This is a genomic window from Erythrobacter sp. S227 (assembly GCF_057364925.1).
Genome location: NZ_CP200280.1, coordinates 2,308,246 through 2,331,568 on the forward strand (window position 1 = coordinate 2,308,246; position 23,323 = coordinate 2,331,568).

22 protein-coding genes are annotated in these 23,323 nt (G+C 58.5%); 9 read left to right on the forward strand and 13 right to left on the reverse strand.

The window, feature by feature from the left end; translation table 11 throughout:
• Positions 1 to 21 precede the first annotated feature (21 nt).
• The 4 genes from holA to AC0V6Q_RS10875 form a co-directional block, all read right to left on the reverse strand.
• Positions 22 to 1,062: a DNA polymerase III subunit delta gene (gene holA / locus AC0V6Q_RS10860; RefSeq protein ID WP_486169298.1), complete on the reverse strand. Its 1,041-nt coding sequence runs from the start codon at positions 1,060 to 1,062 to the stop codon at positions 22 to 24.
• 13 nt (positions 1,063 to 1,075) lie between these two features.
• Positions 1,076 to 1,570, reverse strand: coding sequence for an LPS assembly lipoprotein LptE (lptE, locus tag AC0V6Q_RS10865; RefSeq protein ID WP_486168396.1), 495 nt, complete (start codon positions 1,568 to 1,570; stop codon positions 1,076 to 1,078).
• 32 nt (positions 1,571 to 1,602) lie between these two features.
• Positions 1,603 to 4,110: a leucine--tRNA ligase gene (gene leuS / locus AC0V6Q_RS10870; protein WP_486168397.1), complete on the reverse strand. Its 2,508-nt coding sequence runs from the start codon at positions 4,108 to 4,110 to the stop codon at positions 1,603 to 1,605.
• A 103-nt stretch (positions 4,111 to 4,213) separates the two neighbouring features.
• The gene (locus tag AC0V6Q_RS10875) at positions 4,214 to 4,624 is read right to left on the reverse strand and encodes a DUF3576 domain-containing protein (RefSeq protein WP_486169299.1); all 411 of its coding nucleotides are present in this window, start codon (positions 4,622 to 4,624) and stop codon (positions 4,214 to 4,216) included.
• 508 nt (positions 4,625 to 5,132) lie between these two features.
• Here AC0V6Q_RS10875 and AC0V6Q_RS10880 point away from each other — a divergent pair.
• The 7 genes from AC0V6Q_RS10880 to AC0V6Q_RS10910 all read left to right on the forward strand — a co-directional run bounded on the left by AC0V6Q_RS10880 (position 5,133) and on the right by AC0V6Q_RS10910 (position 9,477).
• A complete protein-coding gene (locus AC0V6Q_RS10880; RefSeq protein ID WP_486168398.1) occupies positions 5,133 to 5,939 on the forward strand; it encodes a hypothetical protein in 807 nt (268 codons plus the stop codon).
• A 164-nt stretch (positions 5,940 to 6,103) separates the two neighbouring features.
• On the forward strand, positions 6,104 to 6,826 hold the full coding sequence (gene phbB, locus AC0V6Q_RS10885) for an acetoacetyl-CoA reductase (RefSeq protein WP_486168399.1): 723 nt from the start codon (positions 6,104 to 6,106) through the stop codon (positions 6,824 to 6,826).
• Positions 6,827 to 6,863: 37 nt separating this feature from the next.
• Positions 6,864 to 7,259, forward strand: a complete 396-nt coding sequence (locus tag AC0V6Q_RS10890) for a RidA family protein (RefSeq protein ID WP_486168400.1) — start codon at positions 6,864 to 6,866, stop codon at positions 7,257 to 7,259.
• Positions 7,260 to 7,467: 208 nt separating this feature from the next.
• Complete coding sequence (locus AC0V6Q_RS10895) at positions 7,468 to 8,112, forward strand: PilZ domain-containing protein (protein ID WP_486168401.1); 645 nt, start codon at positions 7,468 to 7,470, stop codon at positions 8,110 to 8,112.
• Positions 8,113 to 8,152: 40 nt separating this feature from the next.
• On the forward strand, positions 8,153 to 9,010 hold the full coding sequence (locus tag AC0V6Q_RS10900) for a hypothetical protein (RefSeq protein ID WP_486168402.1): 858 nt from the start codon (positions 8,153 to 8,155) through the stop codon (positions 9,008 to 9,010).
• Positions 9,011 to 9,031: 21 nt separating this feature from the next.
• Complete coding sequence (locus tag AC0V6Q_RS10905; RefSeq protein ID WP_486168403.1) at positions 9,032 to 9,241, forward strand: TIGR03643 family protein; 210 nt, start codon at positions 9,032 to 9,034, stop codon at positions 9,239 to 9,241.
• On the forward strand, positions 9,238 to 9,477 hold the full coding sequence (locus AC0V6Q_RS10910; RefSeq protein ID WP_486168404.1) for a ribbon-helix-helix domain-containing protein: 240 nt from the start codon (positions 9,238 to 9,240) through the stop codon (positions 9,475 to 9,477). The genes AC0V6Q_RS10905 and AC0V6Q_RS10910 overlap by 4 nt, the downstream gene beginning before the upstream one ends.
• On the opposite strand, the gene murA is transcribed toward AC0V6Q_RS10910, so the two are convergent.
• Positions 9,474 to 10,757 (reverse strand): UDP-N-acetylglucosamine 1-carboxyvinyltransferase, encoded by a 1,284-nt coding sequence (gene murA, locus AC0V6Q_RS10915; protein WP_486168405.1) that lies wholly within the window; start codon positions 10,755 to 10,757, stop codon positions 9,474 to 9,476. The two genes, AC0V6Q_RS10910 and murA, sit on opposite strands and share 4 nt — an antisense overlap.
• A gap of 128 nt (positions 10,758 to 10,885) precedes the next feature.
• Here murA and galU point away from each other — a divergent pair, with 128 nt between their 5' ends.
• Positions 10,886 to 11,764, forward strand: coding sequence for a UTP--glucose-1-phosphate uridylyltransferase GalU (galU, locus tag AC0V6Q_RS10920; protein ID WP_486168406.1), 879 nt, complete (start codon positions 10,886 to 10,888; stop codon positions 11,762 to 11,764).
• 119 nt (positions 11,765 to 11,883) lie between these two features.
• Positions 11,884 to 12,375 (forward strand): imm11 family protein, encoded by a 492-nt coding sequence (locus AC0V6Q_RS10925; protein ID WP_486168407.1) that lies wholly within the window; start codon positions 11,884 to 11,886, stop codon positions 12,373 to 12,375.
• Positions 12,376 to 12,432: 57 nt separating this feature from the next.
• Here the strand turns inward: AC0V6Q_RS10925 and AC0V6Q_RS10930 are convergent, their stop codons facing one another.
• The 8 genes from AC0V6Q_RS10930 to glnE form a co-directional block, all read right to left on the reverse strand.
• On the reverse strand, positions 12,433 to 14,172 hold the full coding sequence (locus AC0V6Q_RS10930) for a flotillin family protein (protein ID WP_486168408.1): 1,740 nt from the start codon (positions 14,170 to 14,172) through the stop codon (positions 12,433 to 12,435).
• Positions 14,173 to 14,300: 128 nt separating this feature from the next.
• Positions 14,301 to 14,945, reverse strand: a complete 645-nt coding sequence (locus tag AC0V6Q_RS10935) for a YqiJ family protein (RefSeq protein ID WP_486168409.1) — start codon at positions 14,943 to 14,945, stop codon at positions 14,301 to 14,303.
• Between the two features lie 295 nt (positions 14,946 to 15,240).
• Positions 15,241 to 16,530: a cytochrome P450 gene (locus AC0V6Q_RS10940; RefSeq protein WP_486168410.1), complete on the reverse strand. Its 1,290-nt coding sequence runs from the start codon at positions 16,528 to 16,530 to the stop codon at positions 15,241 to 15,243.
• A gap of 3 nt (positions 16,531 to 16,533) precedes the next feature.
• Positions 16,534 to 18,072 carry an acyl-CoA synthetase gene (locus tag AC0V6Q_RS10945; protein WP_486168411.1) on the reverse strand — a complete coding sequence of 513 codons (1,539 nt, stop codon included), beginning with the start codon at positions 18,070 to 18,072 and terminating at the stop codon, positions 16,534 to 16,536.
• Positions 18,073 to 18,314: 242 nt separating this feature from the next.
• Positions 18,315 to 19,064 carry a M23 family metallopeptidase gene (locus tag AC0V6Q_RS10950; protein ID WP_486168412.1) on the reverse strand — a complete coding sequence of 250 codons (750 nt, stop codon included), beginning with the start codon at positions 19,062 to 19,064 and terminating at the stop codon, positions 18,315 to 18,317.
• Positions 19,065 to 19,224: 160 nt separating this feature from the next.
• The gene (locus AC0V6Q_RS10955) at positions 19,225 to 20,016 is read right to left on the reverse strand and encodes a ferritin-like domain-containing protein (protein WP_486168413.1); all 792 of its coding nucleotides are present in this window, start codon (positions 20,014 to 20,016) and stop codon (positions 19,225 to 19,227) included.
• A 6-nt stretch (positions 20,017 to 20,022) separates the two neighbouring features.
• On the reverse strand, positions 20,023 to 20,496 hold the full coding sequence (locus tag AC0V6Q_RS10960) for a peroxiredoxin (RefSeq protein WP_486168414.1): 474 nt from the start codon (positions 20,494 to 20,496) through the stop codon (positions 20,023 to 20,025).
• 3 nt (positions 20,497 to 20,499) lie between these two features.
• Positions 20,500 to 23,223 (reverse strand): bifunctional [glutamate--ammonia ligase]-adenylyl-L-tyrosine phosphorylase/[glutamate--ammonia-ligase] adenylyltransferase, encoded by a 2,724-nt coding sequence (gene glnE / locus AC0V6Q_RS10965; protein WP_486168415.1) that lies wholly within the window; start codon positions 23,221 to 23,223, stop codon positions 20,500 to 20,502.
• Positions 23,224 to 23,323 lie beyond the last annotated feature (100 nt).

Consider the following 23,323-nt stretch of genomic DNA (forward strand, 5'->3'; position numbering starts at 1 on the left):
AGTCGCACTTGTCCGATAATGCTACCGTTTCGCAGCAAATCTGGCGATCTGGGTAAGATCTTGGGCAAGCAGGAGCTCTGCGGCCTGGCTGTTCGAAAGCAGGCTTTGATGAAGAGCCGTGAGTCGTGGGATCAATCGATCAAGCTTCACCCGAGGCCAGCGGCCAAGCTGTTGGCGTATTTCGCGCTCTTCTTTCCAGAAGATACCAAGTTGCGCCTTTTCGCCCTTGCCCAATTGATCAAAATTGCCGCGATTGCCCAGCTTTGCGGTGATCTGAGTCAACTGCGTGGCGCGCCGTTCGAGCGCCAGCAAGAGGCCAACCGGATTGATACTGAGCTCTTTCATGCGCTTGAGTTCGCTCGGTAATTTCCCGAGGTCGCCCCCGAAAACCGCGTTAACGATGGGGCCAAAGCCGTCATCCTCGGTGGGTGCACCAATCTCGGCAAAATCTTCCGGGCTGGCAGTCCTGGGCGTTTGCAAAGACGCATCCAGATAGAGCGCGAGCTTGTCGACTTCGGACTGGGCGAGGCGGACATCGAGACCGCTGGCCCGCGCGATTCGCTCTGCCATATCGCCACCGAGTCGCAATCCTGCGGCATCCGCCATCGTCCGCACCGCTCCGGCGACGCTAGGCAGGTCGGGCGGGTAGAACATAGTGACCAAAGCGTCCGAACGCTTCTCAAGCAGCTTTGCGGTGCGCGACTTGTCAGTTGCAGAGGTCGCAACGACTAGGATCGGGGCCGAGTCACCTGCGCCTGCGTCACTGGTCTCGATTAGGACCTTCAAAGCGTCATGCGCCTCGTCGCCCGAAACCCGCGCAAGGATGTGACGGTTGTCACCGAAAAGTGAACCGGAGCGCGCTTCGTCACCAAGCAGCGCCGGATCGCGTTTTAGATCGCCACCCGATAGCTCGATCCGTTCGCCTGCATTGGGAAGCGCAGCGATGACTTTGTTGGCAGCAGCAGAGGCGCCTGCTTCATCGGGTCCGCAGAAAAAGAAGATCGAGGCCTGGGATGCCGCACGGGGGAGACCGCGAGCAAATTCGGAGTGCTTCGCTTTCAAGAGAACCGGGCCTTCATTGGGCTGAAGTACGCTCACGCTCCCGGAGCGTTAGCGCAACCCGCGTCACCATCCGGCTCGCGACTTCTTGCGCAAGGTTTTCAAGCGCGCGTTGTTCGGCAGCGATAGTGGCATATTCGGAGGAGACCACGTCGATCCCGGCATCCGAGCCGGCGGTCGCATCGAGCAATATTTCGCCTGTGGCAAGGTCGACCAATTGGTAGCGCGAACGCAAAATGCGCAGCTCGCGGCTGATCGTGTCATCGTTGAGCACGCCCAAAGCCTCAAGCGCATCATCAAGGCGCACATCAAGACGATAGCGATAGCCGCCCTGATCACCGGCCGCCCCCAACCGATCTTGCAGGGCATTGCGCACAAGCCAGCCGTCGCGGCCCGGTATCGAGGGGACCTCAATAGCAGCAAGACCCTGCGCCACGCTGCTGGACGCGCCGCCCGAATACAAAGGCTGAAGCCCGCAGCCGGACAAGGGCACGCAAAGGGCGAAAGCCATAAAGGTGGCCAAGAAAGAAGGGCGCAGCTTCATCAGGTAACGATATTAACGAGCCGGTCGGGCACGACAATGACTTTACGGATTTCTGCACCATCGAGTGAGCGCTGGACCTTCTCTGAGGCGAGCGCCATCGCTTCCAAATCTTCTTTGGACGCGCCTTTGGGGGCAGTCAGGGTATCGCGCAATTTGCCCTTGTGCTGGACGGCGATGGTTACCTCATCCTCGACCAGCATGGCTTCGTCGTATGTCGGCCATGGGGCGTCAGCGAGCAGGTGGTCTGCGCCCATCTTGGCATACGCTTCTTCGGCGAGGTGCGGCATCATGGGGCTGACCATATGGAGCAACGCGCGGATGGCGAAATTACGAGACTCGCTTGGCGCGGCTTTTTCAGCGGCTCCGGTGAGCTCATAAATGCGCGCCACCGCCTTGTTGAAGGAAAGCGCTTCGATGTCCTCGGCCACCGCCACAATGGTCTGGTGCGCGCGCCGGGCGAGTTGCTTGTCTTCGCCGGTCGCGCTCTCATCCAATTGGTCGAACAGGCGCCACAAGCGCTGAACAAAGCGATAGCAGCCCTCAATTCCCGCCTCGGACCACGGCAAATCGCGCTCTGGCGGCGAATCGGAGAGCATAAACCAGCGCACAGCGTCCGCACCGTAATCGCGTATGATGTTGTCAGGATCTACGACGTTCTTCTTCGATTTCGACATTTTGACCACGCGGCCACGCTCTACCTCTGCGCCGCCTTCCAGGGCGAAGGCTTTCTCGCCCTCGATCTTCACGTCTGCAGGAGAGAGCCACGAGCCGTCACCCGATTGGTACGTCTCATGCGTGACCATGCCTTGCGTGAACAGCGAGGCGAAGGGCTCTTTCACATCGAACTTGCCGATGTGCGCCAGCGCCCGCGTCCAGAAGCGCGCATAGAGCAGGTGCAAAATCGCATGCTCAATCCCGCCGATATAGTGCTCAACCGGCATCCACTTGGCGATTTCTTCAGCGTCAAATGGTTTGTCCGATGGCTGCGAGGCAAAGCGCAGGAAATACCACGATGAGTTGGTGAAAGTGTCGAGCGTATCGGTCTCACGACGGGCTTCGCCGCCGCATTTGGGACAGGAGGTGTGCTTCCACGTGGGGTGTCGCTCCAGAGGATTGCCCGGCGTTTCAAAGTCCACATCCTCGGGCAGCGTCACGGGGAGCTGATCCTTGGGAACGGGCACAATCCCGCACGCATCGCAGTGGATGAAGGGGATCGGTGTACCCCAATAGCGCTGGCGCGAAATGCCCCAATCGCGCAGCCGCCAGACGGTGGTGCCCTCGCCCCAGCCGCCTTCTTCAGCGCGTTTGATGACGTCGGCCTTGGCGTGTTCGACGCTGAGGCCGTTGAGGAAGTCGGAGTTGACGATGACGCCATCGCCCGGCTCCGCTTCGTCGCCCATTGGCGCGCTCGCGCTGTCCAAGTCTTTCGCCACCACACGGGTGATGGGAAGCTCATATTTGGTCGCAAATTCGAAGTCGCGCTGATCGTGACCCGGCACGCCCATGACCGCGCCCGTGCCGTAATCCATCAGCACAAAGTTCGCTATGAAGAGCGGCATGGCCTCGCCCGTGAAGGGATGTTTGGCAGTGATGTCGGTGCGCAGGCCCAGCTTCTCTGCGGTTTCGAGAGCCGCCGCCGTGGTGCCGCCTTTCTTGCACTCTTCAATGAAGGCCGCGACCCCTGGGTCTTCCTTAAGCGCCTGCGCCACGGGGTGGTCCGCAGCGACAGCCACAAAGCTTGCGCCGAAGATCGTGTCGGGCCGCGTGGTGTAAACCGGCAACTTTTCCCCGTTGGAAAGGTCGAAACTGAACTCCAACCCTGAGCTTTTCCCGATCCAGTTTTCCTGCATCAGCTTGACCTTCTCAGGCCAGTCCTTGAGGTCGCCCAGCCCGTCCAGCAAGTCCTCAGCGAAGTCGGTGATCTTCAAAAACCACTGATCAAGCTTGCGCTTCTCGACCTCTGCGCCAGAGCGCCAGCCTTTGCCGTCGATCACCTGCTCATTGGCGAGCACGGTCATATCCACCGGGTCCCAATTGACCTCGCTGCTGCGCCGATCAATCAATCCGGCTTCATACATATCGAGGAAGAGCGCTTGTTCATGCCCGTAATATTCCGGATCACAGGTCGCAAATTCGCGGGTCCAATCCAGCGCAAAGCCGATGCGCTTCAACTGCGCTTTCATCGCCTCGATATTGGATCTGGTCCAGGCGCCCGGGTGCACCTTCTTTTCCATCGCGGCGTTTTCCGCCGGCATGCCGAACGCGTCCCAACCCATCGGATGGAGGACTTCATAGCCGCGCATCTTCTTATAGCGCGCCAGCACATCGCCCATCGTGTAATTGCGCACGTGACCCATGTGGATGCGGCCGCTAGGGTAGGGAAACATCTCAAGCACATAGGATTTTGGCTTATCGCTGTTCGAATCAGCGTTGAAAGTGCCAGCCTTATCCCAAGCGCTTTGCCAGCGCACATCGGCTTTTCCGGGATCGAATCGTGTATCGGTCATAGCGAACTCGCTAACGCGCCCGCGTTTAAGCGCAAGAGGCCGCGCACCGCTGCCCCCTGTTTACAATCAAACTGATGCATGAGGCCCGCAGGCCTGCACTGGCTTAGCTACCGGAAAGCGCTTGGCGGCGAAGGTCGCGCGCTTTGGTGAGGATGATATCCTCGAGCTTCTGCACGGTTGCTGCTTGCACCGGCGCATCGACCCAGGTGCCGCTTTGCGAAACCTGACGGTTGGCCGTTACGCGAAGAGCGTCGGCACGAAGGTCCTGATCGAGGATCGCCACAGTCACTTTCACCCGCTCGCTCGTGTTGGACGGGTTGGCATACCAATCGGTCACGATCAGGCCGCCATTGCTGTCCGCGGTTGCAAGCGGAGCAAAGCTCAAGGTCTCAAGCGCGCCGCGCCAAAGATAAGCGTTCACGCCAATCGTGTTGATTTGCGCCGCCGCAAGCTCGGTGCGAGGGCGCTCAGAACCACCGCACGCAGCAAGGCCTGCGATAGCGGCTGCACCGATTGCGAGTTTACCAGCTTTGGTAGCTAGGTTTGGGGTAAATGCTTGTTTTGCGCGTATCACGGCGAATGGGTGTCCCTCTTAACGTCCTGCGTTATGCTCTATAACGGGCGCAGGCCTTGCGGCAAGCGCACTTTCACCGACAAGTTTCGGTTATGATAACTGGGGGCGCTAGAAATCGGGCGATTTACAATAGCTGAATTGATCATAGACGCGCGGCCCAATTCTCCCCTCGAGCAAAGGCGAATCACCGGTATTGTTGCGGCGTAGGCCAACCGGCGTGTGTGCTCTTCGCAACAGGTGTAAGGTTAACCGCCGGGACTGTATCGGAAATGATTGCGAGGGGCGCTGTCATACTTCTAACACTTTTAAATCATACAAAGACCGAGTCGCTCTTTGTACCCGCGCAGTCGATGCCCCCAGAAACGATGGGATGTCGTCGTCAGTGAAGGTTCAGGATGGTTCTGGTCTAAAGTACAGGGCTCGATCAGGCTCAAGAATTGGAAAAGTAGTGAAACAGGGCACAATCAAGACAGTGGGCAAAGGGGGCGAGCACAAGCGCGCCTCCAGGTCGCTGCTTGGATTGGCTGCCGCTCTCGCGCTTGCTTTGCCGTCAACCGGACTTGCAGTGGTCGGCCTTGGCGAAAGCGACATCGCGGGCAACGCTTCTGCGTTTGAGCTTTTCACACCAGCCTCTGTCGACCCCGCCTTGGCGGCGCGAGTGGCGGAAAAAGCGCGTGAGCGCGGTATTCGTTTCACACCGCTGGGTGCCAATATTTCAAACAATGAGCGCACAGTAACCGTTGCAGTGCGGCTCGATGATGATGTTGCGCGCGCGATTTCAGTTCGCTCGGCTATCGATTCTGCGCCGGGCAAGGGAACGCAACTCGCCGGTGTACAGGCGAACCGTTTCAACCTTGGCACTGCGCGCGGCTACACAAGTTTTGCCCGCGCCCAAACGCCAGCAGCCGTGCCATCAGCCCGGACCATCACCGGTGGTGGCCTGAAAGACTTGGGCATGCCTGATCTTGCCCAGTTCGAGCCTGCACAGCCTAATCGCGTGGACAAGCCCAGCCGCCTTCAGCCACGGATCGAGCTTGAAGGTGAGCGCACCGCTGGTCGTTCGAGCAATACTTTGGACGCAGTATCTGCGCAAACTGTCGATCTTGGTGGTACCTTCCGTCTATCGCCAAACCTCGATGTGACCGCTGGTGTTCGCCTTAGCCAAGAGCGCGACCGTCTGGATCGCCTCGACCCGCTGACCAATTCGGTCAAAGACAGTCAGGCTGTTTACGTGGGAACGCAAATCCGCTTCTGATCGCGCAGGCCCGGAATGAGGCCGCCTATTTCGCCGAATATCAGGCCCAAGATCAGGCAAACCATTAGACATTCGTATGCAACCCCGCTCCTCAGCGGGGTTTTTTATTGCCTGACGCTACGGCACGGCTAGGCTTGCCCTTCATCACATGGAGGGGATCAATTATGAGCAAAGTAGCCATCGTCACCGGAGGGACCCGCGGAATTGGCGAAGCCATCTGCCAGCGCCTCAAACGCCAGGGCCACACCGTCATCGCCAACTATGGTGGCAACGACGAGGCCGCGGCTGCCTTTACGAAAGAGACCGGAATTCCTTCATACAAATGGGACGTAGGCGACCATGAGGCCTGCCTTGCAGGTTGCGCCAAGGTTACCGAAGAGCATGGGCCTGTCGATATCGTGGTCAACAATGCCGGGATCACCCGCGACGGCACGCTTCACAAGATGAGCTATGACGATTGGAACGATGTCATGCGCGTCAACCTTGGCGGATGCTTCAATATGGCGAAAGCAACCTTCCCCGGAATGCGTGAGAGGAAATGGGGGCGGATCGTCAATATCGGTTCAATCAACGGACAGGCTGGGCAATATGGTCAGGTCAATTACGCGGCCGCCAAATCCGGCATTCACGGCTTTACCAAGGCGCTCGCGCAAGAAGGCGCGAAGTTTGGCGTCACCGTGAATGCAATTGCGCCGGGCTATATCGACACCGATATGGTCGCAGCGGTGCCAGAGCCCGTGCTTGAGAAGATCGTCGCCAAAATCCCCGTCGGCCGACTGGGCCATGCAGAAGAGATTGCGCGCGGCGTTGCTTTTCTGACCTCTGACAATGGGGCATTCATGACCGGCTCAACCATGAGTATCAATGGCGGCCAGCACATGTATTAAGGTATATCTACCGATCATGGGGACCAGGGAGGGACATATGCAAAAGACAACACACAATCCGACCGGCTGGCTGCAAGGCTTCGGGCTCAACCACGGGATCGAGGTGAAGGGCGGCGAGCGCACGCTTTATCTCTCCGGCCAGACCGCGAGCGATGCCGAAGGCGCGCCGCTGCATCCGGGCGATATGGTCGCGCAGTACAAGGCCGCGTGGCAATGCCTTCTCGACGCTCTCGCCTCGGCCGGGATGGATGCAAGCAATCTGGTGCGGCTCAATTTCTACGTGACCGATGTGGCTACCTTTATGGAAGCGGCAGAACAGATCATGCCGATCCATGGCGAAGCGGGGGCCGAAATCGTTTCGACATTGCTTGGCGTGAAAGACCTCTATCACCCCGACATCATGATCGAGATCGAGGGAACCGCGGTCGCGTAAAGCGGCTGGCCTAACCCGGTTTCACAAGCCTGTCGTGAGACCAAAGCAGCTTCGATTGGGCATTGATCACGTAGCCGGGCGCACTGCGGATTAGGACTTTTTTAACTCTCTTCGCCTAAATTCTCTTAATACAGGTTACGAAGGTGTGAATGCCGTGGGGCCTCTCCTCACGCGCGCCGCCTTCGTCAGCACTTGAGGAGCGAAGACGGTGGATCAGTCTAGCCCAAGAGAATCCGGCGCCCAACAGCGCCAATCGCACCGCGCGAGCATGATGCTGCGCCGTGCAAAGCTGGTGTGTCAAAGCGGCGAATACCTCTGCCTCATTCGTGACGTTTCGGAAAAAGGCATTGGCCTCGGGTTCTTGCACGATGTGCCGCTCGAACCGCGCGTTCTCCTGCAGCTGGCCAATGGCATGACCTATCCCATCGAGCGCGTTTGGGCGCAGTCACGCCAGGCAGGCTACCGCTTTGGCTGCACAGTCACTTTGGGGGAATTACTTCGTGAAGATGGTCCTCATCCCGTACGCCCTTTACGCCTGAACCTCGAAGGCAGGGCCCGCATCCAGGATCGCCGCGCAGCTATGGAGGCACTTTTGGTCGACCTTTCGTGTGAAGGCGCGAAGGTCGTTTGCGAAGACGAGATCCGGGCCCGCGGCCTGATCAGCTTTGAGCTTCCCGGCATGGCGCCCCAACTGGCGCAGGTTCGCTGGAACAAAGGAGACCATTATGGCCTCCAATTCCAACACCCGCTCTCGACCGAGGAATTGGCCAAGTGCGCAATGACACTCCAACCTTTCGGCGATGCGAAGAAAAGCCGCTTTGCCAAGCTTCTGGCAAAAGCGCGCGCGGCGTAAGGCGCGTGACAGGAAAGCCTCGGTGAATTATCGCTGAGCAATGACGTTACGCCAAATTCTTGCTGCTGCCCTCGCAGCGCTGACGTTTACGACACATGCCGTTGCGAATGAGCCGGACTACGTGCTTGTTCACAGGTACGAATATTCGAGCGAAAGTCTTGATGGTGACAGCAGCGGTTCGGGCAGTGGTGGCTCTATCCTTGCAGAGCGCATTATCCAAAGCCAAGGCGACAGCCTAGAGATCGAGTATTCGATACCCGGCGACTTCTCCAAGGTACGCGGCAACGCTATGTGGATGTTCCCCGCACGGGTATTGGTTGCCCCTTCAGGTACCAAAACACTCCTCAACGCAAGCGAACTGGAAGAGCGAGTAAGTGCTTGGCTTGAACGCGCGGAATGGCCGAGGGAGGTGTGCGGGCAGTGGATCTTCACTTGGACCGCTTTCCAGATTCTGTGTGATCCTCTTGAGGTCATCGATCAGATAGAGGGCGATGACATGCGGCCCGGGCCCATCGCGGCAGGAGCGACAATCCGCTTACCCAAGTCCGGGACCGAGGCTGTCCTGAGCGAAGCAGGACGCGATGATCTAGGGAGAGTTTTTACCGCACGCGCGCCAATCGACAGTGCCGCAATCAGAAGGCAAGCTGCTCAAACCAAGGTCATTACGGCCCAGATAAGCGGCGAAGAACTCACCATTGAAGATGCGCTCGACCAAACCGCCTCAATCACTGCGGAAGGCGAGGTTACAGTCACTTTCACGGTTGATAACGACGGGCTGATCCTCAAGCGCACGGAATCTTACGAGATGACAATTACAGGCGGTGAGCATGGCGACGAGCGGCGCGTCGGAACCTCTACCGTGGTTCGTGTGTCTTACGAGGACTGGCACATCGATTAAACCGAGAGCCTGAAGGAAAAAATGCCAAGCGACCTCTCCCAATCCGACATCAGCGCCGTCATCGAAATGGCGCTTAGCGATCACATGCCCTTTGCCGTGATTGAGGCGGAATTCGGTCTCAAGGAGCGCGAGGTCAAAGAGCTTATGCGCGATAATCTGAAGCCGGGAAGCTACCGCGCATGGCGCAAGCGTGTGCGGACATTCTCTGACCGGCGCGAGCATTACAAATGAGCCAAAGGCCGAAGCCGCCTTATCACCCGCCGGTGAAACGCTCGATTGCGATCGACGGGCACAAAACCTCGATCAGTCTGGAGCCGGTGTTTTGGGACATGCTCAAAGAGGCAGCCGCCGACGCAGAAACGCCAGTGAGCAAGCTGGTGGCTGAAATCGATGCAGAGCGCATTCAGTCCGACACGCCGCCGGGTTTAGCGAGCGCCATTCGGGTGTGGTTGATCAGCGAGCGCTAATCGTCCACCCGCTGAATGTCAGCGCCGAGCAATTGGAGCTTCTCCTCCAGCCGCTCATACCCGCGATCGAGGTGATAAATGCGGCGCACCGTCGTCTCACCTTCTGCAGCTAGCGCTGCGATGATGAGGCTCATCGAGGCGCGAAGGTCGGTTGCCATCACCTCTGCGCCGGTAAGGTCCGCTGGCCCTTTCACCACGGCAGTTCGCCCTTCGGTTGATATATCAGCCCCCATTCGGGTGAGCTCGGGCACGTGCATGAAGCGGTTCTCGAAGATCGTCTCTTTCAGGACGCTGGTGCCTTCCGCTTTGGCAAGCAGGCTCATCAACTGGGCCTGCATATCGGTGGCAAGACCCGGGAAAGGCGCAGTCGTAAGATCAACAGGCTTTAGTGCTCCATTGGCCGCGACGCGCACGCCCCGCTTGTCCGCCTCAACCTCGACACCGATGGTGCGAAGCGCGGAAAGGGTGGAGATCATGTCCTCCTCGCGAGCTCCCTCCAGGCGAACCTCGCCTCCTGTAATCGCCGCAGCGCAGGCGTAGGACCCCGCTTCGATCCGGTCGGGCATGACGCGGTAGGTTGCACCATGAAGCCGCTTCACCCCATGGATAGTAAGCTCGGATGAGCCAATCCCCTCAATCTCCGCGCCCATCGCGGTCAGCAGATTGCACAGGTCCACAATCTCGGGTTCGCGCGCAGCACCGGTGAGGCGGCTTGTACCATTGGCAAGGACCGCTGCCATAAGCGCGTTCTCTGTCGCGCCGACGGAAACCACGGGGAAATCAAAATCGCCGCCCGGAAGCCCGCCTTTGGGCGCAATCGCCTTCACGTAACCTGCAGCAAGTTCGATCTCCGCCCCAAACGCTTCAAGCGCTTTCAAGTGCAGATCAATCGGTCGGTTCCCGATCGCACAACCGCCCGGCATCGACACCGTCGCCTCGCCCATCCGCGCAAGCATAGGCCCAAGCACAAGGATCGAGGCACGCATTTTGCGGACCAGATCATAAGGCGCAACCGTCGAGGTCACACGGGCGGCCTGATAGGTGACAATCCGTCCAAAGTCCTCTGGCCGGTTATTGCCCTGAATGCTTACCGTGACGCCAAACTGCCCCATCAAATGCTGGAAGCCGTCGATGTCCGCAAGCCGCGGAAGGTTGCGCAAAGTCAGTGGCTCTTCGGTCAAAAGCGCGCACGGAATAAGCGTAAGCGCCGCGTTCTTCGCACCAGAAACCGGAATAGTGCCCGAGAGGCGATTGCCGCCCTTGATAATCAATTTGTCCATAAGGCGTGCCTTAACGAAACCTCGCTATCGCGCAACATCAAGCCGGCGCCTCTTCCGCATCATTGACGCAGCTCAGTGCACAGGGCACGGACTTTCATACAGTTGAGGTAGACCCAAGAGCGCATTTAATGAGCCAAAAACCGATCAAGAAAGCTGTCTTTCCCGTTGCAGGGCTTGGCACACGTTTCCTGCCTGCGACCAAGGCGATCCCGAAAGAGCTTCTGCCTATCGTTGACCGCCCGCTGATCCAATATGCTGTGGACGAGGCACGCGAGGCGGGAATCGAGCAAATGATCTTTGTGACGGGCCGCGGCAAGACAGCCATCGTTGAGCATTTCGATGTCGCCTACGAGCTTGAAGACACGATGAGCTCTCGCGGTAAGGACATGGGCGTGCTTGAACCCACCCGCGCGACCCCGGGCGACATCATCACCGTACGCCAGCAAGTGCCCATGGGTTTGGGCCACGCGATCTGGTGCGCGCGCGCGATTGTGGGGGATGAACCTTTTGCGATCTTCCTTCCCGATGAGCTGATGATTGGCAAGAAGGGCGGCACGGGCTGCATGAAGCAGATGGTTGACGCTTATGAAGAGGTCGGTGGCAATTTGATCAGCGTGCTCGAAGTCCCGATGGAGGAGGTTTCCAGCTACGGCGTGATCGATCCGGGCGCGGAAAACGGCGCTTTGACCGAGGTTAAGGGCCTTGTCGAAAAGCCCCCGCAAGCCGAGGCGCCGTCCAACAAGATCGTCTCGGGCCGCTATATCCTTCAACCCGAAGTGATGCGCACGCTTGAGACGCAGGAGAAGGGTGCAGGGGGCGAAATCCAGCTTACCGATGCCATGGCCAAGATGATCGGAACCCAACCGTTCCACGCGGTGACGTTTGACGGCAATCGCTACGACTGCGGCAGCAAGCTTGGCTTCGTCGAGGCGACCTTGGCGCTTGCTTTGGAGCGGGAGGATATGGGTGCGGATGTGCGGGCGATGGCAGAACGCCTGTTGGGGTAATGGTTTGGGTTTTGTCTTATCGCCCAAAGCCGGACAGTTACCCTCCTGTCGAGCTCATTGAGGGCGCGCGCGAGCTGGTCCTCGAAGACAAAAGTCTCGACGGAGGTGGTAATCTTCTGTTGAGTGCTGGCGATTCAGGGAGGCGCGTCAAACCAGATTGCATTCCAAAGGTTATCCAATGGAAAAGCACGCGAAAGCTCCTCGATCTAGAGAATGCTCTTTGTCGTTCAGTCTCCTCGCGCTTTCGTGACTTGATTGAGAACATTGAGCCAGGGGTGCATCAATTTGAGCCGATACAGTTCGTCAAAAAGGACGGTTCGCTCCTCCAAGAGCGATGGTTCTGGCAGGTCTGCAATCGGCTCGAAGGCGCAAGCAAAGATCAAACAGATTTCGACACATCGCGCGCTCTTTGGCGCCCGCCCCTTGTCGAAACGCCGCGCCTAGCTTTCGATCTCCAGATGATTGGAGATACAAAGTTCTGGCACGAAAAACATCTTATCGGTGGGCCATATGTGACTGACCAAGTGAAAGCACGGATTGAGGACGCCGGAATGATTGGAGTGTTTTTCGGGGACCGATTACCGACGATCAATGAGGACTGGGAGGCGTAAAGAACCCCGCCGAACCTGTAGGAACGACGGGGTCTTTTGTTGGTTCAGAACCGAGGCTTACTCAGCCGCTTCGCCTTCGGCACCGCCTAGACGATCTTCGGCCTCTTCGACCTGCTCAGCGACATCGCTCATGATCTCAGCCAAGCTCTTGTCGTTCGCTGGAGCAATCTCATCCGCTGCACCTTGCGCGAGGTTGCCAAGCGAAGACCCGTCAAGGCCAAGCTCTTTCATCAGCCCGTCAAGCACAGGGGCCTGAGCGCGGTAGGCCAGCGCTGCGGACACCGCGTCACTCGCCAGGTTTCCCGAGCCACCTCCGGCTCCCGCAGAGGCACCCGAGGAACCGCCGCCGTTTTGGGTAAGCCCATCGACCTGAACGATCTTGATCGAGTCGATTGCCTCCATCGGCTTCGCGCTTTCCTTGATCACTTCGGGCAGGACCTTAAGCAGAGCCAGCTTCGTCTGAAGGCTGATCTGATCCATCGAGAGGATATTCGCCGCTTCGTTGACCGCCTGTTGACCGGCGGCCTCGACTTCAAAGCGCACACGATCTGCTTCTGCGCGAAGGATTTCGGCATCGGCTTCACCTTTCGCCTCCAGCCGTGAGGCCTCTGCACGGTTGGTCGCTGCGTCTTTCTCTGCTTCCGCTTCGACCTTGATCGCAATTGCGTCACGTTCTGCGACCTTCGCTGCCTCGATCAGCTCGATCTTCTTTTGACGCTCGGCGACCTCACTCTCACGAGAGGTCACAACCTGCTCTTCAGCGGCCACTGCCAGAGCCCTTGCGGCGTCTGCTTCGGCTTTCGCCTGGCTTTCCTCGCGTGACTTGTTCTGCACCGCGATCTGCTGCTCTTGGCGGGCAATTTCAAGCGCCCGTGTCTGATCAATCCGAGCTTCCTCGACTAAGCGATCTGCTTCAATCTGCTGCGCATCAACCTGCTTCTTCGCCTCAATCTTGGCAGCATCGGCTTCGCGCTGACGCTCGGCCTGCTCGCGGGCGATCTCCGCCATTTGAGCCGCACGGCGCACCTCAACCTCACGCTCTTGAGAAAGCCGCGCATATTCCTGATCGCGGCCAATCTCGAACGATCTGGTGTCCGCTTCGAGGTTCTTCGTTTCCATCTGGACGCGGGTGTCCTGCTCGATATCGTTGCGCAGTTTCTTGCGCGCCTCGATCTGCTCGGTGAGCTTGGTGAGACCCTCGGCGTCAAAGGCGTTGTTGGCGTTGAAGTGCTCGATCGAAGTCTGGTCAAGACCGGTGAGCGAGACCGATTCCAGCTCAAGACCGTTCATCGCAAGGTCGTTGGACGACACCTGCTGCACCTTTTGCACGAAGTCTGCGCGCTGTTCGTGGAGCTCATTCATGCTCATGCCAGCGGCCACAGACCGCAGCGCGTCGACGAATTTACCCTCGACCAAGTCTTTGAGCATTTCAGGTTGCATGGTGCGTTGACCCAGAGTCTGCGCTGCCATTGCAATCGCGCCTGCATCAGGGCGAACGCGGACGTAGAACTCCGCCTTCACGTCAATCCGCAAACGGTCGAGCGTAATAAGGGCCTCTGCATCGCGGCGAACAACCGCGAGAACAAGCGTGTTCATGTTGACCGGCATTGTCTCGTGGAACACGGGCAGCACCAGGGCACCGCCGTTCATCACGACTTTCTCACCGCCAACACCGGTCCGCACAAAGGCAATCTCCTTGGATGCGCGGCGATAGAGCGAGGTGAGGACGATAAAGATGATCAGCAGGACCACAAAGGCCAGGCCAATCCATATGGCCAGATCGATTAGGTTTTCCATTTTCTCTCCTGTTTGCGTGCTCGCGCGCAGGCGTGTTTCGGGGACCATTCGTATCCAGAACCGGGCCGCGCGCGAAGTTGGGTATGTTGTGACCCGAATTTGCCGCCGGGTCCACCGGCTCGATTGAACTAACTCAAAGCCAGCATCGGGTTTTCATATTGAACGGCGTAAAATGTCTCACCCTCACGCCGGACGAGCATGACGGTTTCGCCTTCTTTGAGCGTTGTCTCGGGATCGTGCGGCTCGACCATCACATAATGTGGATGGCCATGCCGGTCGATCACCTTGGAGCGTGCAGGCGAGCCGGCAGTTGCGCTGCCGGTTTGGATCTCAGCATCGCGGCGAATAAGGGTGTCGAGCCCGACCGCGCTGGTTTCATCCTTGGGCAAAATGCGCTCAAGCGGACGGGTCAAAACGCCCGTTACCGGAAGAGCTGCGACCCCGGCGCCAATCGCGGCAAGCCAAGTGGGCAAAGGCGCACCGACAGTGCCAATCAGAGTCTGCTGCGTCGCCACACCGATTCCTGCGAATGCAAAAAGCAGTACCGCGAGCCAGATCAGGAACGGCACACGGCCCACGCCGAAGACGCTCATCAAGGCATTGAAAAAGCCGCTGGGCGCGGTGGAGTCCACCTGTGTGTCGACATCAAGATCGATGTCGGCATCCGCACCTTCAAAGATATCGCCCATGCCGATAACCTGCGCGAGTGCGATAAATATCAGCAATATCGCAGCCCCGGCAAATGGCAGATTGTGGGCTTCTAACAAAGTCATACACTCACCTCCTTTTCATAAAGGGAGGCGGTTTTCACGAATTTGAAGTCGAAAGACTTATTGCTCGTCAAAACGCCTCCACCTTCACAAAAAGCGGCGCGCTTCCAAGTTTCTCCCATGAATGGGTGATTAACACATATTGTCAGGAGAAGACAGTAAAATCGAAAATGTTGTTTCAATAATACGTATGCCGAACAGATATGTCGACGCGCCACTTGAATTGTTGCGAATGCATCACCATATATAGAGCTTAGTTGCGCGAGACTTGCCGGACCGGCTGCAGTTACCCGGCAACTTACGCGGGCGTTATCCGCAATGGCAGCGTCTTTAGCCCGCCGACAAATGTGCTGTTCGAGCGCTTGGCCTCGCCAGCAGACTCAATGCTCTCGACCCGGTCAAGCAGCGCCTCGAACAGAATGCGCATTTCCAGCCGCGCCAGATGCAGCCCCAGACATTGGTGAGCCCCCGCTCCGAACGCCAGGTGTCGATTGGGAGAGCGGGCCGCATCAAACTTGCGCGGGTTATCAAACTGTGCCGGGTCGTGATTGGCCGCGACATAGTTAATCATCATCCAGTCGCCCGCCTTGATCTGTTGCCCGCCCACTTCGACGTCTTCGGCTGCAGTGCGCATGAAGTGTTGTACCGGCGACGTCCAACGGATCGCCTCTTCGACGATACCAGGAAGGAGGGAGCGGTCCGCCTTCACCCGCGCGAATTGCTCCGGATCATTGGCAAGCGCCATCATCGCTCCTGCGGTCGACGCGCTGGTGGTGTCGTGACCGGCGGTTGCGACGATGATGTAATACCCAGCCAGATCGCGCGGCGGCAGCGGTTTGCCATCGACCAGTGCGTTGGCGATGACGCTTGCCACATCATCGGTGGGGTTCGCTCGTCTGTCCTCGGCCAAAGCGGCGAAATAATCCTCAAAACTCTTCACCGCGCCAGAAACAAGCTGGAGCACTTGCTCAGGCGTCATATTCTCCATGCCGGTGCCTGATAGGTCAGCGTCCTGCCCGCCAAACATCTGCTGGGTCAGCATCATCATGCGCGGCTCATCCTCTTCGGGAACGCCGAGGATCTGCATCACCACATGCAAAGGATACGGACCCGACACCTCTTTGACGAAGTCCACCTCGGGCCCGGCTTCAATCATCCGGTCCACCGTGCGATGCGCCAGAGCACGGATTTCCGCTTCGATCTTGCCCAGATTGCGCGGCATGAACCAGTCCATGGTGAGCTTGCGATATTTCGGATGGATCGGCGCATCGAAGACCACCAGGCTATCGACCAGCATGTTCGAGCCGGTCGCGGCTTGCGAGAATGCGGTCGCCTCTCGGGTCGAGAAAACCACCGGCTTGGGGTTGTTGAGGAAGGTCTTGTTGTCCTTCGAAATCCGCATCACGTCTTCGTAACGTGTGATCAGCCAGAAGGGTTCGAAGGTGTCATCTTCCGCGACGACTTTCGCAACCGGCATGTCTTCGCGAAGCCGGTCGAATGTATCGAGCACGCCATTCCATTCGGCATAGCTTTCAGGAGCGATCACTTCGCGGGCGACGTCTTCGGGAAGGATAGCCGGTGTACTCATGACTTACCCTTCCGCTTTTGCTGCATATTCGTCGCGAAGCTCGCGCTTATAGAGTTTGCCATTGGCCTCGCGCGGCAGCTCGGGGCGGAAGTCGAACTGTTTGGGCATTTTGATGCGGGCAAGATTGGGCGCAAGAAAATCGCGAAGCTCCGCCTCAAGCGCATCGCCCGCATCGTCCATCGTCATGGGTTGCACCACAGCCACGACTTTCTCGCCCAGCTCAGGACAAGGCGCGCCGATGACGGCTGCGTCCATGATTTTGTCATGGGTGACGAGCAGGTTCTCGATCTCCTGCGGGTAGATATTGACCCCGCCCGAAATGATCATGTGGCTCTTGCGATCAGTCAGGAAGAGATAGCCCGCTTCATTCACATGGCCGATATCGCCAAGCGTCATCCAGCCCTTGGGATGCATCGCCTCTTTCGTCTTCTCCGGGTCCTTGTGATAGCTCGGCAGGAGATCGTTTTCGAAATAGATGAGACCGTCTGTGCCCGCCGGCACCTCTTCGCCATCGGGGCCGCATATGTGGAGCTTGCCATAAATCGCTGCTCCAACGGTGCCGGGATATTCAAGCCATTGCTCGGACTTTACAAGCGTCATACCGATGCCTTCAGAGCCGGCGTAATATTCATTGATGATCGGTCCCCACCAGCTGATCATCTCGTGCTTGATCGGCACAGGGCAAGGGGCCGCTGCATGCAGCGCGCGCTGGTGGCTGGAAAGATCGTGGCGATTGCGAGCCGCCTCATCGAGCTTGAGGAAGCGCACAAAGTGGGTGGGCACCCATTGGCTGTCGGTGATCTTGTATTTCTCGATTGCGGCAAGCGCGTCTTCGGGATCGAACTTCTCCATGACCACCACTGTGCCGCCCAGACGCTGAGCGGTGGAGGCCCAGCCAATGGGCGCAGCATGGTAGAGCGGCGCAGGGCACAAATAGACCATCGAACCATCCGCTGGCATTCCTGCGCCCATCATCGCCAAGCCCATCAGCGGGACTGGCGCTTGCACATCTGGATCAGGTGGGGGCGGTGGGCGCACGCCCTTGGGGCGGCCCGTGGTGCCAGAGGAATAGAGCATCACCTGACCAGGCGTCGGGTCCGCGACTTTGTCAGCCGATTGCGCAGCAAGCGCTGCATCGAAATCATCATCGCCGCCGCTGTCCAAGACAAGGATCTCAAGCTCGGGCAGTTCAGCCCGAATGCCCTCGACTACCTCGGCGTAGGCAGGCGAGGTGATCAGCAGCTTCGCCTCCGCATCACGCAAGATGTAGGAGATTTCAGGAGCGGTCAGACGGGTTGAGATCGGCACCAACATCGCACCGCACCGCTGCGAACCCCAGATAAGGGTGAAATACTCCATCCGGTTCTCAAGGAGCACCCCAAAGGCATACGATGGACCAAAGCCTCGGTCGCGAAGCAAATGCGCAAAGCGATTGGATGCCTCGTCCATTTCCTTGAACGTCATCTGCGCACCGCTTCCGGCCATGATGACGGCAGGATGGTCGGGGCGCGCCGCCGCATGGGCGATCGGGTGCAAACTCATGTCTCTCTCCATTCCAGTCACTGCGCCCTCTCGCGAGGGCACCAGCGAACAGTCTCTTGGAGCAACCTAACGCAGGGCGCGCCGCGCTCAACCGATTTTATGACAGGAGGGCGCAGAGAGGCAAAAAAATAGGCGGCGGGATAACCCGCCGCCCAATCTCGGACACCCTCTCCAATGTCCGACCCGCTCATTGGCGGATAGCTCTTGCCCGCATCAGCGGGCCTAAACTCGACTTGCGAAGATTACTCTCCGCCCGCACCAACCCGGCGCCGTCCTTCAAGCAATGTCCGATCTGTTTCGGTCTGCTGTGTTTCGGCAAGCCTGGTGGGCTCTCTGTCTGCTACCATATAGTGAATTGGGTCAACTGCAACCCCATCGACGCGCACTTCATAATGAAGGTGCGGCCCGGTCGACCAGCCGGTGGATCCGACATAGCCGATCACTTCGCCCTTTTCGACACGTTCACCTGCTGAAACAGCAAGGCGTGAAAGGTGCGCGTAGCGGGTTTCGAGATCCGCTCCGTGATCGATTTTGATGTAGAGACCATAACCGCGGCCTCGGCGTGCAAGACTTACAAGACCATCAGCAGCAGCATAAACGGGCGTGCCGGTAGGAGCCGCAAGATCAATGCCTTTGTGCATCCGGCGGCCACCGCGAACCGGGTGGCTACGCATTCCAAAGCTGCTGGTCATCCGCGCGCCGTTCACCGGTGTCAGCGAAGGCACAAAAACAGTCGGGCGTTCAAAAACGGAAATCGGCTCGTTCTCTTGAGGCGCTTTCGCAGTATCGAGCGCGGTCCAGCTGGCAAACAGATCGCGGAAACGTTCATCGCCATTGGCGAGAGTTTCAGCCTTCGCCTCGCGCACTGGCGCGGTGATGTCAGCAGCGGTGTTTGCAGAAGAATTTGCATGAGCGACAGGGCTCACAAGAAGCATGGCCGCAGCGCACAATGCGCTGGCTGCTTTCGAAATGGGACGCCAAAGCGTGCTCATAATGACCCGGTCCAATCCGGCGCTTTCGACGCCACTCACAGTTTATAACCACACCGCTATTTTGTTCTGTAAAAGGCCAAAAACCTCAGTTAGCGTGGTTAACGCTTCAGAATCAGGTCCTGACCCGAAACTTGTAAGAAATCGTTATCGGCCTGATTCGTTAAACCGCAATGTCTTCGTAGAAACCCCGCGATAAACCGGCAGCAAGACGGGCTGAGTCGTTGAACGGTGGCTTAACCGGGCCTCTGAAATGCCTGCGAACGAGGGATTTCCAGGCAGATTCGGGTTCCTCGCCAGAATCGGCAACGACTCTCAAAAAGTGCTTGGTGCCAAAACCGACATGGCGAATTTCATCGTCAAGAATGCGGGCCAAAATCTTTGCACCGTGCTCATCACCGGCGGCTTTAACCCGCTCAAGCGTCGCAGGCGTCACATCCAGACCACGCGCCTCGAGCACCATCGGAACCACCGCAAGCCGTGCTGCCACATCACGGCGGGTGTCATGTGCCGCTTCCCAAAGCCCGCCGTGAGCAGGGAGCGCACCGTAGGAGCTGCCCATGCTTTCCAGTTTCCGGGCAAGCAGTGCAAAGTGCATCGCTTCATCGGCGGCGACATACAGAAAGTCGGAAACAAACTCCTCACTCATCTGCCCGCCGAAACGGCCCGCCATATCGAGCGCCAGATCAATCGCGACAAATTCAATGTGGGCAAGGCTATGCCACAAGGCGATCCGGCCCCGCTCTGATCCGAACTTGCCGCGTTTTGGCATTTTGTTGGGAGGAAGAAGCTCCGGGCGGTCAGGCCGCGCGGGCTCATCTGGCATTGCCTCATCGAAAGTGAAAGCAAGCTCGCCCTTGCGCCAGCGCCGCGCAACATCGCGCGTGGCAAAACATTTGGCACGCGGCTCGCCCGTCAGGAGCGCTTCGCGGATCGCTGAAGAGACCGATTGCATGGGTGCTTAAAGAGCCTTCGCGGCGGCCAACACTTCTTCGGCGTGACCTTTGACCTTCACCTTGTTCCACACTTGGGCGATTTTGCCATCGGCATCGACCAGATAGGTGGTACGAACCATGCCCATGTAGGTTTTGCCGTACATCTGCTTCTCGGTCCAAATGCCAAGAGCATCGGAAAGCCCGCCCTCTTCTGCATCGGTCGCAAGCGGCGTTGTCAGCTCGTGCTTCGCGATGAAGTTCTGGTGCTTTTTCGCGCTGTCTTTGGAAATGCCGAGGAGCTCAACGCCCGCTGCATCAAACTCGCCTTTAAGAGCGGTGAAGTCTTTTGCCTCGGTCGTGCACCCGGGCGTGTTGTCCTTGGGGTAGAAGAACAGAACAAGCTTCTTGCCGGCGAAATCGGACGGCTTCACCGTGCCGCCTTCGGGTGTGCCCATCGCAATATCGGGAAGCGTGTCACCCGCGGTTGGAAAATCGGTCATCGTCTAAATCTCCAAATTCTCGTCAAAACTCTTCGCCCAACACCGCGCGACGCATTGGCGCGCTGTTGCTACATCGGCAAGAAGCTCGGCGTAGCTAGCGCGCCCACAGCTCTTCGCAAGGGCTTTGGCAGCTGCTGGCGGGGGTTCTTTGCCTTCCGGGGCAAGAAGCCGACCTGCAACAAGCACATCAGTCATAAGGTCGTAGGACGGCCAAAGTTCCCGTTCGAGCAGATCAAGGTCGATCAGCGCCGGGATCGCGGTTGCAAAATCGGGGGCCAGCATTGCGGGATGCTCTTTCGCATGCACCGCCGCATGGCGAAGTTGGAGGAAATGGACGAGAAACTCGACATCCACCAAACCGCCGCGAAGGAGCTTCACGTCAAGCTCGCCCTTGGGGTGTTTGTGCGCGGCCATGTCAGCACGCATTTGGAGTACGTCTGATTTAAGCTTTTGCGGATCGCGTTTCTGACACTGTGTATCGGCGATGACCCGCTCCACATCCGCGCGCGCCTCAGCAGACCCTGCCAGAACCCGCGCACGGTTCAATGCCATATGCTCCCAGGTCCACGCAGCTGTCGCCTGATATTTGGCAAAGGCCTCAACCGATACGGCAAGCGGTCCCTGCTTTCCTTGCGGGCGTAGCCTCGTGTCCACTTCATAAAGCGCACCTTGCGCCGTGGGCACGCTGAGAGCAGCGCTCACCCGGCTTGCAAGACGGTTGAAATAGAGCGTGGCCCCAAGAGGCCTTTGCCCGTCCGATTCAGCCGCAAAATCACCGGAGAACAGGTAAATCATATCAAGGTCAGAGGCAGGAGAAAGCGCGCCTCCGCCTAACCTTCCAAGGCCGATGATTATCAGTTCGCTGTCAGCAATAACCCCGTGCGCCCGCGCAAATTCTTCTTGTGCAGCCTCGAGCGCTGCGGTGATCGCTGCCTCTGCAATTTCGGACAAAGCCGCAGCAATGCGCGAGGGCTTATGCTCTGCTTCAAGCAGGCTGATCCCGAGGGTGAAGCGGGCTTCGCTGATCACATGCCGGATCTGGTCGAGCTTCGCCTCATAATCGTCGCGCTCGGCACCTTTGCGCATTTGTTCAAGCGTGCGGGTATAGGTGGCGCTAAAATCAATCGGCACGCGTTCGAGCAGGACATCCAGCGTTTCGGGACGCCTCGCAAGAGTGTCGGCAAGCACGGGGGAAAGGGTCAAGGCAGCAACCAGCCGATCGATCAAATCAGGCTCTGCTGTGAGCAGGCGGAAGAGATTGATCGCGCTTTGCGTGCGCTCGATAATGCCCTGAAACCGCGTTATCGCCCGCTCGGGATCGTCGCTTTTCAGCATGACGTCCAACAATGATGGAAGCAATCGGTCAAACGCTTCCAGCGCTTGAGGCGTCCGGATCGACGCGTATCGCCCGTCGCGCCAACCCTCAATCCGCTGAGCGAGCGCATCAGGGGCATCGAAACCCATCTGTTCAAGCGCGCGGGCCCGATCCAGTGGTTGAGGCGGTGGATAGGGTGCCGGTGCCTCTTGCCCGATAAGCTCGTCATAAATGGCACCAGTTTGCGCTGTAAGCCGGGTCAGTTCTTCAACGAGCGCCGCGCCGCTTTCCAGCCCGTCAAGCTGCGCCACCCGGTCCAACTTTTCATCTTCGGGAAGGCTATGCGTTTGCCGGTCTTCGACCATTTGCAATCGGTGTTCGATCACCCGCAGCCGGTCGTAGCCCTCGCCCAGAATACGCGCGTGATCGCTTTCAATACGGCCCGCCTTGGCCAAAGCATCAAGCGCATCCCTTGTGCCGCGCACCCGCAAGGAAGGGTCGCGGCCACCATGGATCAATTGATGGGTCTGTGCGAAAAATTCGACCTCGCGGATACCGCCGCGCCCGCGCTTCACATCGTAGCCGGGGCCCGGATTGGGCGGTCCGTCGTATTCCTCGCGGATACGATGCGTAAGAGCGCGGATTTCCTCAATGGCGCCAAAATCAAGCTGTTGCCGCCAAACAAAGGGGGCGATCTCGGAGAGGAATTTTTCTCCCGATGCGATATCTCCCGATGCTGCTCTGGCGCGGATAAAGGCGGCGCGCTCCCATGCGAGCGCCTGACCCTGATAATGCGTCATGGCCGAAGCCATGGGTACCGCAAGCGGGCTGATCTCGGATGCCGGACGCAGGCGCAGATCAACCCGGAGAACATATCCTTCGGCCGTGTTTTCCGAGAGCAGCTTGACAATTTTGCGCGCATAACGCTGTGCCACCTCGCCAGCGTCGTCATTCTCGCGGCGGGGCAGCGTCTTTGGGTCGTAGAGCAATATCGGATCAATATCGGATGAGTAATTGAGCTCGCTTGACCCCTGCTTGCCCAAGGCGAGCGCAATCATCCCGTCGCAGCGCGCCTCGCCCGTGCGCTCGGCGATTGCGGTTCGAATAGCTTTATCCAAAGCGTAATCCGCAAAACCGCTGAGCTCTTCCATCACACGGGAAAGTGGGAAGGCACCGGCCAAATCACCAACCGCAAGTGTGGCCGCAAGGCCGAGCCTGTGGCGCCGAAGGCCAATTCCTGCATCCTCGTGATCGCCGCGAGAACGCGACCATTTGAGCGCCTCTTCACCCTGACCTGCCGACAGCAGCGCCTCCAACTCCTCTTGCCGATCAAGAGCGCGGGCGAGAAAGGGCGCATGGGCACGGGCCCTTGCCAACGCGCCTTGCCAGTCGGTTTTTCCAGAATCCGCCATCGGCCACACACTTGGCCAAGCTGCTTGCTGCCTGCAAGCTCATCTGTAAGAGAAACCGGTCTAATGTTGCGAGAGGCCAGATTTTGAACGCTCAACAAAA